The 16,267-nt window shown below is 66.8% G+C and carries 14 protein-coding genes, 1 tRNA gene and 1 other RNA gene; 5 read left to right on the top strand and 11 right to left on the bottom strand.

The window, feature by feature from the left end; all coding sequences use genetic code 11:
- Positions 1-2: 2 nt before the first annotated feature.
- Positions 3-401 carry an SRPBCC family protein gene (locus ABZ004_RS36185; RefSeq protein WP_355686176.1) on the top strand — a complete coding sequence of 133 codons (399 nt, stop codon included), beginning with the start codon at positions 3-5 and terminating at the stop codon, positions 399-401.
- Positions 402-582: 181 nt separating this feature from the next.
- Here ABZ004_RS36185 and ABZ004_RS36180 read toward each other — a convergent pair whose 3' ends face one another.
- Positions 583-1,755 carry an acyl-CoA dehydrogenase family protein gene (locus ABZ004_RS36180; RefSeq protein WP_355686174.1) on the bottom strand — a complete coding sequence of 391 codons (1,173 nt, stop codon included), beginning with the start codon at positions 1,753-1,755 and terminating at the stop codon, positions 583-585.
- A gap of 55 nt (positions 1,756-1,810) precedes the next feature.
- Here ABZ004_RS36180 and ABZ004_RS36175 point away from each other — a divergent pair, with 55 nt between their 5' ends.
- Positions 1,811-2,680: an alpha/beta hydrolase gene (locus ABZ004_RS36175; protein WP_355686172.1), complete on the top strand. Its 870-nt coding sequence runs from the start codon at positions 1,811-1,813 to the stop codon at positions 2,678-2,680.
- 465 nt (positions 2,681-3,145) lie between these two features.
- A complete protein-coding gene (gene cpt, locus ABZ004_RS36170; RefSeq protein ID WP_355686170.1) occupies positions 3,146-3,679 on the top strand; it encodes a chloramphenicol phosphotransferase CPT in 534 nt (177 codons plus the stop codon).
- 285 nt (positions 3,680-3,964) lie between these two features.
- Here the strand turns inward: cpt and nadE are convergent, their stop codons facing one another.
- On the bottom strand, positions 3,965-4,780 hold the full coding sequence (gene nadE, locus ABZ004_RS36165; RefSeq protein ID WP_355686169.1) for an ammonia-dependent NAD(+) synthetase: 816 nt from the start codon (positions 4,778-4,780) through the stop codon (positions 3,965-3,967).
- A gap of 76 nt (positions 4,781-4,856) precedes the next feature.
- Positions 4,857-4,953: signal recognition particle sRNA small type (ffs, locus tag ABZ004_RS36160), an RNA gene on the bottom strand.
- A gap of 90 nt (positions 4,954-5,043) precedes the next feature.
- On the opposite strand from ffs, the gene ABZ004_RS36155 reads away from it, so the two are divergent.
- Positions 5,044-5,859, top strand: coding sequence for a TIGR03620 family F420-dependent LLM class oxidoreductase (locus ABZ004_RS36155; RefSeq protein ID WP_355686167.1), 816 nt, complete (start codon positions 5,044-5,046; stop codon positions 5,857-5,859).
- Here ABZ004_RS36155 and ABZ004_RS36150 read toward each other — a convergent pair.
- Complete coding sequence (locus tag ABZ004_RS36150) at positions 5,856-6,356, bottom strand: GNAT family N-acetyltransferase (protein WP_355686165.1); 501 nt, start codon at positions 6,354-6,356, stop codon at positions 5,856-5,858. The two genes, ABZ004_RS36155 and ABZ004_RS36150, sit on opposite strands and share 4 nt — an antisense overlap.
- 488 nt (positions 6,357-6,844) lie before the next feature.
- On the opposite strand from ABZ004_RS36150, the gene ABZ004_RS36145 reads away from it, so the two are divergent.
- Positions 6,845-6,932, top strand: a tRNA-Ser gene (locus ABZ004_RS36145).
- A gap of 790 nt (positions 6,933-7,722) precedes the next feature.
- Here the strand turns inward: ABZ004_RS36145 and ABZ004_RS36140 are convergent.
- From ABZ004_RS36140 to ABZ004_RS36110, 7 genes are all read right to left on the bottom strand, one after another.
- Positions 7,723-8,337, bottom strand: a complete 615-nt coding sequence (locus ABZ004_RS36140; RefSeq protein ID WP_355686164.1) for a glyoxalase superfamily protein — start codon at positions 8,335-8,337, stop codon at positions 7,723-7,725.
- Between the two features lie 117 nt (positions 8,338-8,454).
- Positions 8,455-9,699, bottom strand: a complete 1,245-nt coding sequence (locus ABZ004_RS36135) for a VWA-like domain-containing protein (protein ID WP_355686162.1) — start codon at positions 9,697-9,699, stop codon at positions 8,455-8,457.
- Positions 9,699-10,955, bottom strand: a complete 1,257-nt coding sequence (locus ABZ004_RS36130) for an AAA family ATPase (protein ID WP_355686161.1) — start codon at positions 10,953-10,955, stop codon at positions 9,699-9,701. Before ABZ004_RS36130 ends, ABZ004_RS36135 begins: the two co-directional genes overlap by 1 nt.
- Positions 10,956-11,033: 78 nt before the next feature.
- Complete coding sequence (locus tag ABZ004_RS36125; protein ID WP_355686159.1) at positions 11,034-12,695, bottom strand: hypothetical protein; 1,662 nt, start codon at positions 12,693-12,695, stop codon at positions 11,034-11,036.
- A gap of 200 nt (positions 12,696-12,895) precedes the next feature.
- Positions 12,896-14,185, bottom strand: coding sequence for a hypothetical protein (locus ABZ004_RS36120; RefSeq protein WP_355686158.1), 1,290 nt, complete (start codon positions 14,183-14,185; stop codon positions 12,896-12,898).
- A gap of 173 nt (positions 14,186-14,358) precedes the next feature.
- A complete protein-coding gene (locus tag ABZ004_RS36115) occupies positions 14,359-15,342 on the bottom strand; it encodes a DJ-1/PfpI family protein (RefSeq protein ID WP_355686157.1) in 984 nt (327 codons plus the stop codon).
- Between the two features lie 45 nt (positions 15,343-15,387).
- Positions 15,388-16,257, bottom strand: a complete 870-nt coding sequence (locus tag ABZ004_RS36110; RefSeq protein ID WP_355686155.1) for an alpha/beta hydrolase — start codon at positions 16,255-16,257, stop codon at positions 15,388-15,390.
- Positions 16,258-16,267 lie beyond the last annotated feature (10 nt).

Genomic DNA, 16,267 nt, shown 5'->3' with positions numbered 1-16,267 from the left:
CCATGGAACAAGCCGTTTCGCACATCCCCGCAGACCCGGCCGCGATCCGTCACGCGCTGCTGGACCCGCTCTCGTTGCCGGAGTGGAACGAAGCCTTCGTAGCGATCACAGGTCCGGACGACCCGGCCGTCGGGGTTCGGTACGAGCTGAAAGTCCGGCCTGGGCTGAGTGGACACCTGGAGTACACAGCGATCGAGGCGGACCGGATCGAGCTCAGCTGGCAGGTCCCCGGTTTCCACGAGACCGGTAGCTGGGTGCTCGGCGAGCACAACACGGTGACGCATGCGTTCGAGCAGTCCGGCCCACTGGCCGCCGTGCTGCGACCTGCTTACCGCGGGATCGCCGCAGTACGCCTGGACCGACTAGCCCACAGAGTCGCCGAGCTCAGCCGCGCCGCCTGACTCCCCGCCCCACAAGAGCCGGCTGACTCCCGGCCCCACAAGAGCCGGCTGAGTGCCGGACCACAGGACTCGGACCGCCAGCACTCGTCAACCGCCCCGATCGCTCGGGCCTCTGTCGACCTCCGACCGACAGAGCGCGAGCCGAGGCTCGGATGGTGAGTGCCGGCGGTCCGGAATTGGATCAGCTGAAGTGCTCGCCCGGCTTGCGATAGCCACGCAGTAGGTCGCGCGAGATGATCAGCCGCTGCATCTCGTCGGTGCCCTCGAAGATCCGCCACAACCGGACCTCGCGGAACCAGCGCTCGATCGGCAACTCCTTGGTGTACCCCATCCCGCCGTGGATCTGCAGCACCCGATCGGCCACCCGGTTCACCGTGTTCGTGCCGTAGAGCTTGGCGATCGCGCTGTCGTGCTGCGGATGACGCCCCTGGTCGACCGTCCACGCGGCGTACAGGACGAGCCAGCGAGCCGCTTCCAGTTCGACCTCGGAGTCGGCGATCATCCACTGGATCGCCTGGTTGTCACCGATCGCGCTGCCGAAGGTCTGCCGGGTGGTGGCATGCTCGATCGCCAGCTGCAGCAGGCGTTCGCAGGCACCGATCCCGCGCGCCGGGATGATGAACCGGCCTTTCATGATCCAGCGCATCGCCAGCTCGTACCCCTGGCCGATCTCGCCGAGCACGTGGTCGCTGGGCACCCGCACGTCGTCGAAGTTCAGCGTCGCCGGAACCGCCTGACCCATGGTGACGATCGGATCCGAGGTCCAGCCGCGATCCCGGTCGACCAGGAACGCGGTGAACCCGCCCTTCGATCCCTTGTCCGGATCCGTGACCGCGATGACGATCGCGAAGTCGGCCTCGTTCCCACCGGTGATGAAGGTCTTCTCGCCGCGGATCAGCCAGTCGTCGCCGTCGCGACGCGCCGTAGTACGGATGGCCCGGGTGTCCGATCCGGCGCCTGGTTCCGTGATCGCGAAGCAGGACTTGCGCTCGCCCGAGATCGTCGGGAGCAGATATTCCTTGCGCTGTTCGTCGTTGCTCTCGAACAGGATGTTGTCGGCCTCACCGCCGAACGAGAACGGCACGAACGTGCGGCCGAGCTCACTCGTGATCAGCGCCTGGTCGACCGCCGACAGGTTCATCCCGCCGTACTCCTCCGGCGTGCTCAACCCCCAGAAGCCGAACGATTTCGCCTTCAGCCGCAGCTCGGTGATCTGCTCCGGCTCGACCCCGCGCAGCCCTTCCCGCTCGCGCCTCAGGACCTCGTTCTCCAGCGGCATCAGCTCACGACGTACGAACTGACGCGTCGTCTCCCGGATCGCCTGCTGTTCTTCACTGAGCGAGAAGTCGACCATCAGCGCTCCAAAAGTTGGGTGTTGAAGAACCCTATGCCGACTTACGCTGCCTGACATGTTGATGGAGATTCGCGGGACCAGGCTGTACGTCGATCGCCGCGGTGCCGCGGGTTCGCCACCGTTGCTCTTCGTCCACGGCGGACCGGGCTCCGGTTCGTACGACTTCCTGTCCTTCCAAGGCGACCTGTTGTCCGAGCGGTTCGACCTGGTCGCGGTCGATCAACGCGGCGTACAGCACTCCGATCCACTCGACGGGCCGATCAGCGACGACATCGTGATCGCCGACTTCGAAGCGCTCCGGACAACACTCGGCATCGACCGCTGGTCGCTCATCGGTCACTCGTACGGCGGGCATCTGGCGCTCCGGTACGCCGTGGCGCATCCCGGCGTCGTCGACAAGGTCGTCTTCGAGAACCCTGCTTGGGACAAGGCGCTGGCCAGCAAGACCCTGGTGCTCAGCGCCCTGCCGCTGCTGCGGGAACTCGAAGCGGATGATGGCGTGGAAGAACTGCTGGCGTACGACGGGCCGGCGACCTCCGAGATGTGGGACGAGCGGATCGACGTCATGCGCCGCCTCGGCGACCGGCGGATGGAGATCTACCACGGCCCGGATTCTCGCGATCTGGTGTTGCCGGCGGACGAACTGCCGGACGAGCTGCACAACCGCTCCGGTCAGTTCTACGTCGGGATCACCCGCACGCCGGAATTCCTCGAGTCGCTGCTGCCCTATCTCGATCGGCTGACCCAACCCGCGCTCCTGATCAAGGGCGAGGTGGACCCGGTCACCAGCCCGGAAGAGATCGAGTACTTCCAGTCGCACGTCCCGAACGGCAGCTACCGCACCTTCAAAGCCGTCGGCCACTTCGTCCACGGCGAGCGCCCAGCCGAGTACGCCGAACTCGTAACAGACTTCCTCCTCGAGTAAGCCCAACTTCCCCGCCGACCTGATCCTTCGGCGAGCGATCGAGCGGGTTCGGTCGTTCCGGCGAGCGGACTTGGGGAGCGAGTTCGAGCCGTGAGCAGGCGAGCGGGTTCGTTCGAGCGGGTTCGTTCGAGCGCGGTTCGGTCGAGCGCGGTTCGGTCGAGCGCGGTTCGGTCGAGCGCGGTTCGGTCGAGCGCGGTTCGGTCGAGCGCGGTTCGTTCGAGCGGGCTTGGGCGAGCGGGTTCGGAATCGCAATTGTCGGAGCGACCGATCACGAGGCCGACGAGCCGTGAGCGGGCGTGCGGCGTCGGTCGAGCGGGCCTCGGCGAGGGGCGAGCGGCGGTCCAGCCGAACGGCGGCGGCAACGCTGTCCTGGCTCCGGGCGACCTGGTTCCCGGTAATCGGCTGTCTCCGAAGCAGCAGGTTTGGGAGAATCCTGCGGACGGAACCTCTTTGGAAGGCGGGCTCGTGGCGACCCAAGTCATCGTGCTGAACGGCGGTTCGAGTTCCGGCAAGACGGGGATCAGCCGATGCCTACAGGCGATCCTGCCGACGCCGTGGCTCAGCCTCAGCGTGGACGATCTCGTCGACGCCTTGCCGCCGGCTGTGCTGTCGGACAGCTCGGGCATCACCTTTGGAGACGAGGGCGAGGTCGAGGTCGGCGCAGGGTTCCGCGAACTCGAGACCGCCTGGATGACCGGCATCGCCGCGATGGCGCGAGCCGGCGCGCGGATCATCCTCGACGACGTCTTCCTGAGCGGCGCTGAATCCCAGCAGCGCGTTCGCCGCCAACTCGACGGCCTCGAGATCCTGTGGGTCGGCGTCCGCTGTGACGCCGAGATCGCCGCCGGCCGCGAGATCGCCCGCGGCGACCGCACCGGCGGCATGGCAGCCTCCCAGGCCGAGCTCGTCCACCAGGGCGTGGTCTACGACCTGGAGGTCGACACCGGCAAAGCCGAGTCCCTCACCTGCGCCCGAACCATCGCCGCCGAAGTCAGCTGACGCCCAGCCCCACGCGCGACAGGTTGGCAAGCTCGTTCGCCCATCGCCACTCAGATCAGCTGACCGACAGCCGGTCTCCGACCCGGCCGACACCGGCCGCCCGGCGCTCGACCGGCAGGCCCGCTTATCCAACCCAGTCCCACTCGGCGCTTTGTGACGCGAGCAGCGCGGCGTACCCGGCGCACACATGCCAGCCCACTCGGCACACCCGCACTCGGCACACCAGCACTCGCGTACCGGCGTACCGGCGTACCGGCGTACCGGCCGGCGTACCGGCGTACGAAATCAGACGGCGTACGGGACCGTGCGTTTGTGAATGGTGCGGCGGTGGGTGGCGATGATGATGTCGGCGGCCTGATCGTCGATCGTCTTACCTTCGAGGAAGTCGTCGATCTGGTCGTAGGTCACGCCGAGCGCCTGCTCGTCAGGCAGCCCCGGATTGTTCGTCTCCAGATCCGCCGTCGGGACCTTCCCGGTGATCTCAGCCGACGCACCGAGCCGCTCACCGATCGCCCTGACCCGCCGCTTGGTCAAACCCGACAACGGCGTCAGATCACAAGCACCATCGCCGTACTTCGTGAAGAACCCCATCACCGCCTCGGCCGCGTGATCCGTCCCGACCACGAGCCCGCCGCGCGCACCCGCCACGACGTACTGCGCGATCATCCGCTGCCGAGCCTTGATGTTCCCGGTGTGGAAATCGGCCCGCTCACCCAGATCAGAATGCTTAACCGAGTCAACCATTGCGTCGGTCGCCGGCTTCACATCCACCGTCAGAGTCTCGTCCGGCTGGATGAACTCGAGCGCCCGCTGCGCATCCACCTCATCAGCCTGTACGCCGTACGGCAGCCGCATCGCGACGAAGCTCGCCTGGCCGCCGGCCGCCCGGACCCGCTCGACCGCGAGCTGGCAGAGGCGGCCCGCCGTACTGGAATCGACGCCGCCGCTGATGCCCAGCACGTACGTCGAGGCGCCGGCCAGCCGGAGCCGGTCGGTCAGGAAGTTGAGCCGGCGTTCGATCTCCAGGTCGACGTCGAAAGACGGCGTCACCCCGAGCTCGTCGATGATCAGCTCCTGCAGGTACCGGCGGTCGTCGCTCATCAGGCTCCCTCGTCGCGCGATCTGTCGACGGTCAGCCTATTTCGCCGGTCCACGGACCTGGTGAGGGAGGTCCGGACATAAGGATTCCCCGCGCACCCGGAAGAGCTCACTTACCCTTGCTGCCTTCCGGCCCTGGGGGAGTTGGGCGAGATACCGCCACGCGGGGAACCAGCCAAGAGTGTACGGGATCCTGACGCCAGGTCGGGAATCCGCCCCCGACGCGCCGGCCTGCCGTGCTTTGGCTTGGCTCCTAGGCTGGCACCGTGACCAATCTCGCGCTCGGCCGGATCGGGATCGCCACCGGCCTGAACAGCTCGCCCGACTCCCTCGCCGCTGCGGCTGCTGCCGAGGACCTCGGCTACCCCACCATCTGGCTGTCCGGTGGTCCGCTACCCGGCCTGCAGACCATCGTCGACCTGGTCGGCGCCACCAGGACAGTCCAGTTCGTCAGCGGAATCCTCGCGGTGGACACCTATGCCGCAGACGACGTAGCGACGACGTACCAGCAACTGGAAGCCTCCAGCCCCGGCCGCTTCACCGTAGGACTAGGCGGCGCCCACGGAGCGAAGCCTCTAGACACACTGAACGCGTACCTCGACCAGCTGGACTCAGTACCGACAGAGCGACGTGTGCTCGCTGCGCTCGGCCCGCGAATGCTGGAGCTCGCCAGGGACCGCAGTGAAGGCGCCTACCCGTTCCTGATCACTCCTGCCTATGCAGCTGAGGCACGGAAGCTACTGGGACCCGACAAGCTGCTCGCCGTGAACCACTTGGTCGTACTGGAGTCGGACCCGGCACGGGCGCGTGCGATCGCTCGCGACACGATCAGCTTCTTCACGACGATCCCCGGATACGCGGCGTCCTTCAAGCGTCAGGGGTTCACCGAGCTCTCCGTAGTACCGAACTCGATGGTCGACGCTCTAGCTGCTTGGGGTACGCCGGACGAGATCGCTGCGAAGCTCCAGGAATTCCACGAGGCCGGCGCCGACCACGTAGCGATCAACGTGATCACCGGCGTCACCGGTCCGCAGCCCATCGACGAGTGGCAAGCCCTAGCTCCAACACTCCTAGCCCTCTAGCTCAGCTGCTTCTCATACAGTCGCGCCACCGATTCCACCTTGTCGTAGCGATACGGCTTAACTTCGCCCGTCGCCTCAAACCCTTGACGCACCCAGAACCTCGTCGCCTGCCCTGCATTGGTATCCACGACCGCCAACCTCAGGGTGCGGATCTCCGGCCAGTTCTCCCCGACGTACTGCTCTGTCAGCTCGTACGCCGTACGCCCGACCCCCTTCCCCTGATGCCCACCATGCACTTCAAGCAGCCCGATAAACCCGGTGTGCGCGTTCGGGTACCCGCGCAGCAGATCAACCACCGCGACCAACTGATCGCCATCCCAAACCCCCAGCACCACCTTCGCCTCTTCAGCGAGCCCCTCCGGACGCATCATCAACAAACTCTGCGCATCCGCAGCCCCTGGCGGATACCCGGTGATCCGCTCGGTATACCCCGGATCGGACTCAATCAATTCCTGCACCGCATCCACATCACCGGCCGCCACTTCCCCGACCCTCATCCAACCGCCTCCAACTCGTCGCCCGTCCAACACCGGCCGCAACACCCCAGGATCAGGCCCCTCAATCTCCATCCCCCGACCCTAAAACCCCACCCGTCCACCTCCCCATCCAGCGGACTCCACCCCCGCCGGGCTCCTACGTTCGACCGGCTCCCCAGCCGCCAGCTACGGGCTCCGTCGCCCGCACGCTGCCTCGCACCGAGCACGCTCCCACGCCACGAAGCAGACAACCGGCCTCCCAGAATGCAAGCCCTCGTCGCCAACATCCATGCGAAGCTCCCGAGGCCTCAGCCCTGCCGCCTCTTGAGCCTTCCTCGCTGCGCTAGGCGGGGCCGTGCTCACTGTGAGGTAGCCGCCAGCCCATCCGCCCCACCGCCCTCGCTCAGCCCACCCCTCACCCCGGTCCGCCAGTCCCCTACCGATGTCCTGCCGATCCGCCCAACCCCCGATTTCAGCAACACCCCCCACCTCGCGTATCCTCTCGCCTTGGAGGATTCGCCTAGAGGCCTAGGGCGCACGCTTGGAAAGCGTGTTGGGGGCAACCCCTCACGAGTTCGAATCTCGTATCCTCCGCCACTCTCCGAGAGGCCGATTGACCGGTGTTCCGCTGGTCAGAGCGCAGTTCAGGTCATCGGAGGGATGAACACATGGAAGGGCGGCTCCCGGTCTCGGGAGCCGCCCTCGGTCATTCCGTCTCAGTTTCCGTCTCAGTTGGTCCAGATCGGGACCAGTGCGGCCGCCGCTCCGCCGGTCGGGTCCTCCTCCACCCGCTCCTTCACTGGCCGGTCGGCGTCACCTGACGGTGTCCACAGCAGACTGCCTGTCTGTATCGACCCCGACACGGCTGACAAATGCCGAGGAGAAGCGGTCGGAGATTCCTTGGGAGGCGTGTCAAATTCGGGGTACGTCGTCCGACGCCTAGGCAGATGGCGCCAGGTGCCAGTTGACTCGAGATCACGGGAGGTCGAAGTGTCTACGGCCATCCTCGACATGTCGATGTCACTTGACGAGGTCACCAACGGGTAGTTCCACCGGGCGGCCGGTGACTGGGTACGACGATCGGCGCGCCGTTGTGTCACCGCCCCAGTGATCCATGAGCTCAGCGGTCCGCCGCCCGGCGAGGACTGCACCGGCGGCGTTCCACTCGGCTTCGAACTGCCCGGCAGGCCCGCCGGCAGCAAACCAGTCATGGAGCAACTCGCCGTCCTTCCCACGAGCAAGTCGTCGAGATCAGCGATGTACCCACATCCGCTACCGCGTCCGCCGCTGACGGGCAGCATCCTCGGAATCTACGCTTCCAGAGGCTTCCCGACCTCCGTTGAACGTTGAACGCTCGCAACCGGTCCTGCGACGGTCGCCTCGGGCGTCAGCCGGCGAAGGCGATCGTGTTGCCGTCCGGGTCGCGCAGGATGAAGTCGGTGCCGCCCCACGCTTGTTTGGTGAGCTTCTGCACGATCTCGGCGTCAGCGGCCAGATATTCCGCGTAAAGCTCGCGGACGTTCGGCGCATCGACGAACGCCATGATGAGCCCTTGTCGTTCCGCGACACCGGCCGCGAACACCGGCTCGTGGACCAACTTCAGGTGCAAGGTCGCACCGTCGCGCGACACCGATCCGTAGAACGGCGGACTGCCATGCACGAAGTCGATCCGGAAGCCGAGCTGGTCCCGATAGAACGCGGCCGAGGCATCGACGTCGACGACATACAGCACCGGTTTGGCACTCGCGACTGCTGAGTCCCGAGTCTGTGGCGGGCCCGCTTCCGTGCTCGCCTTGAGTTCCGCCCAGCTTCCGAAGCCCGCTTCGAGGGCGATGATTTCTTGGGCTTCGGTGAGCGGAAACTTCAGCGCGAGTGCTTCGCGGTCGGACAACGTGCGATAGCGCGCGAGCTGCCGGATGCGACCGCCGATCGAGAAGTTCCCCTCGCGGTGCCAGCGAACGAGCAGTTTCGCCTGCTTCTTGTAGGTTTCGAGCTTGGGCATGGCGCTCCTCTTCGGTCGTGAAGTAGGTGGGCCTTGCCCTTTCGGCTGATGTGCCGTTGCGCCCTACGACCGGGTCTGAACCCGCGCCTGCGACGCTGAGATTACCACCCGTCAGCCTCAAGTGATGGTGACGACGTGAGCCCAGGGCGGTGGCGTGTCGGGCGTGTAGTCGGGATCGTCTTCGCTTGGTGGGCGGGGAAAGAGGCCGATGATGGTTCGGCACGGGGGTTCGGTGGGCCACGGGGTTTGGCCGTCTGTGAGGGCGACGATGACGTCGGGTCGGGGGTAGGAGCGGAGGGCCTGGGTGAAGCCGGAGCGGAGGTCGGTTCCTCCGCCGCCGATGAGTTCGATGCTTTCGGCGCGGCAGATCGGGACGGCGATTCCGGCTGCTGCGTCGCAGGAGATCACCGACACCAGGTCACGCCGGCCGCCCAGCGATTGCGAGATCGCGGCCACCTCGAGCAGCGCGCTGCCCAGCTCGGCGTCGCTCACCGACCCTGAGGTATCGATGACGACGCACACGCGTGGCGGCGTACGGCGGAGGCTCGGCAGCAGGACTCCGGGAACGGCCGCCGATCGGCGGGACGGACGCCGAAAGCTGTGGTTGTCGCCCCCTCCCGATGCACTCGTCGCGGATCGGATCGCCGCGCCCAGCAACTGCCGCCATGGCTGCGGTGGGTGGAACGCCTCGTCCGCCCATCGCCGCCATCCGTCCGGAGCGTTGCCCGGCCGACCTTTGATGCCCTCGGCAACTCGGAACCGTACGGCGTCCCGCTGCTGCCTGCTCAACCCGTTTGCCCCCTCCGGCCCCAGTTCCCACGGCCGTACATGCCCGTCGGCCCCACTGCCGCAGTCCAGCCAGGCCAGCTCTGAAGCAAGCCCAAGCAGCGACGCTCGCCGCAGGTACTCCTCCATCAGCAAGCCGACGGGAAGCCCCAGCATCGACGGCACCACCGCTCCGGTAGGCCGCGGCAGACCAGAGCCGTAGATGTCGTCGTTGATCTCGAAGTCGGCCGCGATGTTCCGCCTCAGCCGCTCGCCTGGTCCGTACTCCTCATGCTCCCGCGCATACCGCTCACCCCGCCCGTGATGGTCCCGCAGCAGATGAGACACCTCGTGTACCCACACACCGGCCAGCTCTTCCACCGGAGTACGCAGTACAAATCCAGGCGAGACATAGCAGCGCCAATGCGCATCGACAGCCATCGTCGGCACCGACCGGTCCTCCACCACCTGCAGGGCAAAAAGTGCGGCCGCCAGATAAGGACGAACCTTCACCGCGTGCAGCCGAGCGGCCAGCAACTTCTCCATATCCAAATGGAGCCTCAGCGAAGGCCGCGGCCCCGGATACTTCGCGGTCATCAGCGCACCCCCGTACGACGTGTCGCCTCGCCTCCACGTGCTACCGACTGATCCGCCCGCTGAGCCAACCCGATCACACCGGTGAGCCGCTCGACCGCCGCCGGCACCTCCCAGTCATCACGCCGCAATGCAGCCAACGCCATCGCCGGAGCGACAAGCAGATCCGGTACGCCGGTCTCAAGCGCCCTGATCAGCACCGCCCAACCCGCCTCCCATCGCACCCGCTGCGGCCGTGCTCTTACTGCCGCCACTACCGCCTCCACCGCCGCCTGCCGCAAATCGCCTCGCTCAGGCAACTCTGCCGAAGCCGGGTCGGCCAGCAGGACCTCAGGATCCGGCAGCTCCATTCGGTCCAGATGGGCAAGGAGTTCGAGGCCCGGTCCATCGCCCACCGCCCCGCGCACCAGGAGTGCCAGCACATCGCGGGAGACGTCGGCCGCAGTACCGAAGGCCAGCAGAATCAACGCGGCCTCCCAACTCCGAGGCGACGGCCAGGCAGCACCGCGCCGCGTCTCGGTACTGGGCAGCCGGTGAATCAACGTCGGCCGAGCCTCCAGAAAGCCGCACACTGCGCGCCGGGCATAGGCGACCGCCTCCGGCAGCCGCTCCGGCACCAACGCAGGCAGCTCCGCACGCGGCCAAGTCCCGCCAAGTCCACGCACCACCACCTCGCGATCATGCACCCAGTACAAGTGCACGAATCTGTTCGCCAGCGGCGCACTCAACTCCCACCCATCAGCCGCCGACGCACGCGGGTTGGCAGCAGCTACGATCCGTACGCCGGGCGGCAGCTGCAAAACCCCTACCTTCCGCTCGAGGACGACTCGCAGCAGCGCTGCCTGGACAGCCGGGGTGGCGGTGGAAAGCTCATCCAGGAACAGCAATCCGCGCCCGGCCCGTACGAGTTCCACGGCCCATTGCGGCGGCGCCATCGGTACTCCCTGAACCGTCGGATCGTCGCCGACGATGGGCAGCCCGGAGAAGTCGGTCGGCTCATGAACGCTGGCGATCACGGTCGTCAGCGGCAGGTCGAGGGAAGCGGCGAGCTGTGTCAGAGCCGCGGTCTTGCCGATACCCGGCTCGCCCCACAGCAGCACAGGCAAGTCGGCCGCGACAGCCAGGGCGAGCGCCTCGAGCTGCTCGTCCGGGCGCGGCTCAGTGGTGGTCGTCTGCAGCAGGGCCAAGAGATTGTCAGCAACGGCGAGGCGGGTGTCGGTGGTCGGGATCGGAGCGGAAAGGACGTCAGTCAAAGTCATATGCATCACCTGGGGTCTTGAGTAGGGGACTGCGCGGAAAACGTAAGCAGAGCGGCCGATCAGGAGATCGGCCGTTGATCAGGCGAGGACCACGCGGGGGCGTTGCCGGCTGTTCTGCTTGAGGTACATGCCAGCAGGCGTACGCCGGTTCGATCGCGGCCGACGGACTCGTTCCGCCCGCCCCGAATCGGAGGATTTCCACCCACCCATCGCACCGCCAGATGCAGGGAGTTCGGCCAGCCCCGAGCGGAAGAGCCCATGATGGACGCGCCGGGCCGCAGCCAACTCCAGCTCGTCCCGGAGCGGACCATCACGCAGGATCGCGCTAGGTCCAAGCAGTCCCTCAACCACCGTCAGCGCCCCGGCGACATCACCGTGATCGATCCGCCCCCGCACCGAAGGCAACGCCGCCGGCTCCCGATGCACCGCGTCGATCGCCCGCAAACAAGGCAGCGCCGGACCACCAAGCGCAACCAGCAACTCCTCCCGACGCACCTCCACCGCATCGTGATCGACCGCCACCAACACCCCATCCCGCAACCCAATCCGATGAACTTCCCCCCGACACACCACCGAATGCGGATCGCCCACCTGCAAGCCGCCGTCGACCGGGATGGTCGAGCCAAGTTCACAGCTGAGACCAACAGTCAGGGTCGACAGGTGATCGATCAGGTCCGTCGCGCCGGGGTGAAAGCCAGGTCCGGTCGCCGATCTCCTACCCAGTTGGGAACCGGGCTCGACCGCTGGAGCCGGGGCGGCAGCCGGCCTCGGCTGGGACGCCGTCTCCAAGACGGCAGCCAACTTCGGGTCGGTTGCCTTCGCCGATGCGGTCAGTGCTTGAGCGACGAGTGGATGTAGGTGGTCGGGTGGGATCAGGCCGGCGCGTAGTAGCTCCAGATCTGGAAGGACTCGGACTGCAGCCTCTGGCAGCATCGGCAGGGCCGCGATCTGCTGCAGCGGCAGCACTTCTCTTAGCGGCCGGTACGTCGGAGCGTGGCTGCCATCGGGCGCTACGAGCTCGAGTACGGCGTACCGTCGCCGACCGAGCCGCACGGTGAAAGGCCCCTGCGGGAGCCCCTCGGCTTCGAACAGCAGCTCAGCTTCGACAGCCCATCGCCCGAACGCCCACGAGCCGTCGTCCACTATCGACCGACCCGGCTGATTCAGCTGACCCGGCTGACCCGGCTGATTCAGCTGAGGGGCGTCAGCGAGAGCGCACCGCGTTGCCAGTTCGGCGTACCGGGTGGAGTCCCAGAGGTGGGGGTAGAGGTCGAGGCGGAAACGTCTGCTGGGGTGTGGATGTGGATGAATCGAGGGAGTGCCCGAGCCTTCCCAGAGAGTCAAGGACATTCGCTGGCCGGCGCTCGCCCAGGTCGGCGGTGTTCGGACGACCAGCTCCAACGGAGTGGTGCCGGTCCGGTAGCGGATCAAGGAAACGGTCAGACCAGGCCGGAGCAGTCCGTCGGGAAAGATCCGCGGCATGTGCCAACGGAGCAGATCCGGCGCCAACCGACGCAGATCCGCACGAAGACAAGCCACGAACTCGGTGCCGTAGCGGTCGCGCACGGCACGCAGATCGAGATCGACGTCGACGCGGGCGGCGGCGCAGGCTCCTGCCCAGTCACCAACGGCACGTCGTTCGGTTGCGGTTTCGATCATCGACAGCGGTACGGCGTACTCACGCACGCGCTGCCACATCAACAAGCGGGCCGGAATCGTGTTCGCGAACTGGAGCGCCATCAGCACTCACCTTGCGCGATCGATTCCCCCAATCCGTACGAGAAGGTATTCATCCCCAGAATCATAAGCACGGCGATACACCTTTGTCAGTCTCAAAACGAGACACCTGACCAGTGTGTGATCGTCGCAGCGATCTGAACGACGGCCCGGACAGCCATACTGTCCGGGTCTTCGTCGTTCGAGGGATGCAATTGATGCGTTCAGCGGATGGCGGGGTACACGAGGAGCGTGGTGTTCACGCCATCCACCTTTGCCAGCGCGAGGCCCGCTGAGCCGTTCACCAGGACCGGGGCGATCTGGGGGCTGGTGGGTAGGTCTTGGCCGGTGCGTGCATCCAGGGCGAGAGGTCCCTTCGCGGTCTTGCCGTAGGCCATACCGTGCCAGGCGGTGGTGATCTCGGGGGCGATGCGGTCGGCCTGTTTGTCGGGTAGTTGCCACAGAGTCTTGCCGGTGGTGGCGTCCAAGCCGAAGGTGGTTGCGGTGTCCGTACCGGCGCCAGTGCCGCCGCAGACGATGGCGCTCTTCTCGTCGTACACGCAGGTGCCCTTGGAGAGCTGACTGGGCGGTTGCTGTTTGGTCTTGCCGGTGGTGGGGTCGAGGAGCTGGAGGTAAGGCTTCTCGCTGCCCCAGGCGCGACCCTTGAGGAGGACGAAATGCGGGCCCAGGGCGGAGACGGTCTGGCTGACCATGGATTGGCCTTGCCAGCGGGGCGCACCGCTGGCTGCGTCGTGTCCGGCAGCGTGTACTTCGTAATGCTCCGTACTCCAGCCGACTGCCATGCCCTCCGCGATTCCTGTGGCCGCGAATCCGTCCTGGACCCAGGTCTGGCGGTGGGCTGTCAGGTCGATTCCGTAGGTGACGGCGTGGGAGTTGTCGTTGGACACCGTCACCACGCCGGTGCTCCCGTTGGCGCCGACTGCTGTCGCGGTCAGCTCGACGTTCGGTTCGTCGGCCCACTCCGGCAGCCGCAGGGTCACCTGCCACTGCACCTTGGCGGTGTCGGGGTCGCTGACAGTGATCTCGACTGCCTTGTGGGAGGCCTGGGTTCCCGTACCGGACTGGTCGACCGGGAACGGTGTCAGCAAGGCTGGTTTGTCGCTGATGGCAACGATCGCGGGTGCTCCGGCCTTGTGCTTGGTGCCGTCGCCGTCGACCAGCGCTTTTCCTGCCGGCTCGATCGTCGCCTTGACGTGACCGTTGGTGGTGTCGATGGCCTGCACGTGGTCGAACGCGCCTACGTAGGCCGTACCTCCGTACAGCGTGACCGCGGGCGGTCCGACGAGTCTGTTCTCGAGGTCCAGGATGTCCGCGAGCAGCCCGTCGGGCATCTGGGCTCCGGTCGTCGCGAACTTCGCCGGCGGGTCGTCGACAGGCCGCGACGTGGCGGCCGACGTGCTCGCGGCCGGCGAGACTCCGCCGGCCGGCTGGGAGCTGTCGGCCGAACCGCAGGCCGCCAGCATGCTGCCGACGAGCGTCACGGCCACGAGCATCAAACCCCTTGTGGGCAGGGGGCTGTGGGAGTTTTGCAAGGGGTTCCCCATCCAGTTCAGTCCAAAACGGTGATCACCCTAGTGCAGCCGGGGACCACACCGCCGCCGAACTGAACGAGCTGCCCGGCTCCTCACCGTCGATGGCCTGAGCTGGTGTCGGCCAAGCCGTGTGCTCATTCGGTGAGGGTGACCGAGAAGTGTTGGCGGTAGCGTTCTGGGGTGGTTGCGAGGCGGCGGGTGAAGAGGCGGTGGAGAGTTTCGCCGTGTTTGTAGCCGACTGTTCTTGCGATGGCGGCGACGGTCAGGGCAGTTGTTTCCAGGAGACGGCGGGCTGCCTCTACGCGCAGGCTTTCCACGAAGGCGGCTGGGGTGCTCCCGGTTTCGGCGCGGAAAGCGCGGGCGAAATTGCGTTCGCTCATCCCTGCCCGCCGCGCCAACGCGGCCACGCTGAGATCTTGAGCGAGATGGTCGGGTAGCCAGTTCTGCACGGCCCGGATGGCTGGCGTTCGTGCGGTCTGCACCCGCAACTGGGCGCTGAACTGGGTCTGGCCGCCGGGCCTGCGGGTGAAGACGACGAACCCACGAGCGATCAACTGCGCCAACTCCGGGCCATGATCGTCCTCGACCAGGGCCAAGGTCAGATCGATGCTCGCGGTGACTCCCGCCGAGGTCCAGCGATTGCGGTCGCGGACGTAGATCCGGTCCGGCTCGACGCGCACGCGCGGGTAGCGTTCGACGAGTTGCTCGGTCGCTCCCCAGTGCGTCGTCGCGCGGTACCCGTCGAGCAGTCCTGCCGCAGCCAGCAAGAGGGTGCCGGCGCAGACCGCGGTCACCCGGCGCGAACGCCGGGCGAGCGCGGGAAGCTCCGGCACCACCTCGGCGGAGGCGGCCGGATCGTAGACGCCGAATCCTCCGATCACGATCATGGTGTCGATGTCCTCGTCGCCGTTGGCCATGTCCTGCAGGGTGTGCTCGACGGGAATCGTCAGGCCGCCGTTGACGGTGACCGTCCCTGCCCTCGGCGAGGCCAGCACGACGCGGTAGACGGGTGTTCCTATGGCGATGTTCGCCGCATCGAAGATGTCCATCGGACCGGCCAGTTCGATCAGCTGGATACCGTCGTACACGACGAGCACAACGGTGCGGGGTGCGGCCACGGCTCTATCCTCCACCCTCTCGAGGCGCTCGGGCCGCAGAGTCGATCACCCGACCCGTCGGGCTGGATCGTCGGCGTGCAGCTGCAAGAACCCGATGATCAGCTCAGCGACTCGATCGGCGTACTCCGTCTGCGCGTAGTGCCCGCCTCCCTCGACGACGGCCACCTGGCCGATGCCGTCGGGTGCGGCGGCGACGATTGCCTCGCCTTCGGCCTGCGGGTCGACGAAGTCCGGGTCCTCGGAGCCCATGATCACCAGGAGGGGACGCTTCAGTTCCGGCAGCTTGGCCTCCGCGTCGGCCGGCGTGGTCTTGCCGGTCTTCATGAACTCTTCCCAGCGGCCCGGCTGTCGCAGGGTCTCCATCAGGCCGTCGGTGTACTGCCGGTAGTCGTCGGGCTTGTTGGGGTAGGCGACGTCGAGATACGAGCGCCACACCTTGGGCGACTTCAGCAGCTGCGTCCCGACCAACCGGGCGAACCCCCGGCGATACCGCCGTACGGCGAACAGCGCGCCGATGTTCAGCTTCGCGACGCGGGTGAAGGGGTTGATCTCGACGATGGCGGTCACCAGTTCTGGAGCCAGAGCCGCGGCGATGGTGGCAGCGCCGCCGGACAGCGACTGGCCGACGATCACCGCGGGGCCGCCGAAGTGCCGGATGACGCCGAGCAGATCGTTGGCGACATCCGTGCGGCTGATGGCGGCTTTTCCGGTCACCGAAGGCCAGTTCAGGCTGGATTCGCCGTGACCGCGCATGTCCACGTTCACGACCCGGAATCCGGCGCCGGCCAGCAACGGCGCCAGGTGCCGGTAGTCCTGCCGCCAGGCACCCATCCCATGCGAGAGCACCACCAGCGGACCCTCGCCGATCACGTCGTACGCGATCCGCCCGCCATCGAGAGTCACGAACTCGGTCATTCGCCACACC

This window comes from Kribbella sp. NPDC006257, from assembly GCF_040613535.1.
Classification (GTDB): Bacteria; Actinomycetota; Actinomycetes; order Propionibacteriales; family Kribbellaceae; genus Kribbella.
This window is presented reverse-complemented; position numbering and strand designations above follow the sequence as displayed.

Coding starts and splice junctions, on each gene's coding strand:
- ABZ004_RS36175 (WP_355686172.1), top strand. CDS start 1,811: ATGTTGATGGAGATTCGCGGGACCAGGCTGTACGTCGATCGCCGCGGT.
- ABZ004_RS36135 (WP_355686162.1), bottom strand. CDS start 9,699: ATGACCGCGAAGTATCCGGGGCCGCGGCCTTCGCTGAGGCTCCATTTG.
- ABZ004_RS36140 (WP_355686164.1), bottom strand. CDS start 8,337: ATGCCCAAGCTCGAAACCTACAAGAAGCAGGCGAAACTGCTCGTTCGC.
- ABZ004_RS36180 (WP_355686174.1), bottom strand. CDS start 1,755: ATGGTCGACTTCTCGCTCAGTGAAGAACAGCAGGCGATCCGGGAGACG.
- nadE (WP_355686169.1), bottom strand. CDS start 4,780: ATGAGCGACGACCGCCGGTACCTGCAGGAGCTGATCATCGACGAGCTC.
- ABZ004_RS36185 (WP_355686176.1), top strand. CDS start 3: ATGGAACAAGCCGTTTCGCACATCCCCGCAGACCCGGCCGCGATCCGT.
- ABZ004_RS36150 (WP_355686165.1), bottom strand. CDS start 6,356: ATGAGGGTCGGGGAAGTGGCGGCCGGTGATGTGGATGCGGTGCAGGAA.
- ABZ004_RS36125 (WP_355686159.1), bottom strand. CDS start 12,695: ATGGCGCTCCAGTTCGCGAACACGATTCCGGCCCGCTTGTTGATGTGG.
- ABZ004_RS36110 (WP_355686155.1), bottom strand. CDS start 16,257: ATGACCGAGTTCGTGACTCTCGATGGCGGGCGGATCGCGTACGACGTG.
- ABZ004_RS36130 (WP_355686161.1), bottom strand. CDS start 10,955: ATGACTTTGACTGACGTCCTTTCCGCTCCGATCCCGACCACCGACACC.
- ABZ004_RS36120 (WP_355686158.1), bottom strand. CDS start 14,185: ATGCTCGTGGCCGTGACGCTCGTCGGCAGCATGCTGGCGGCCTGCGGT.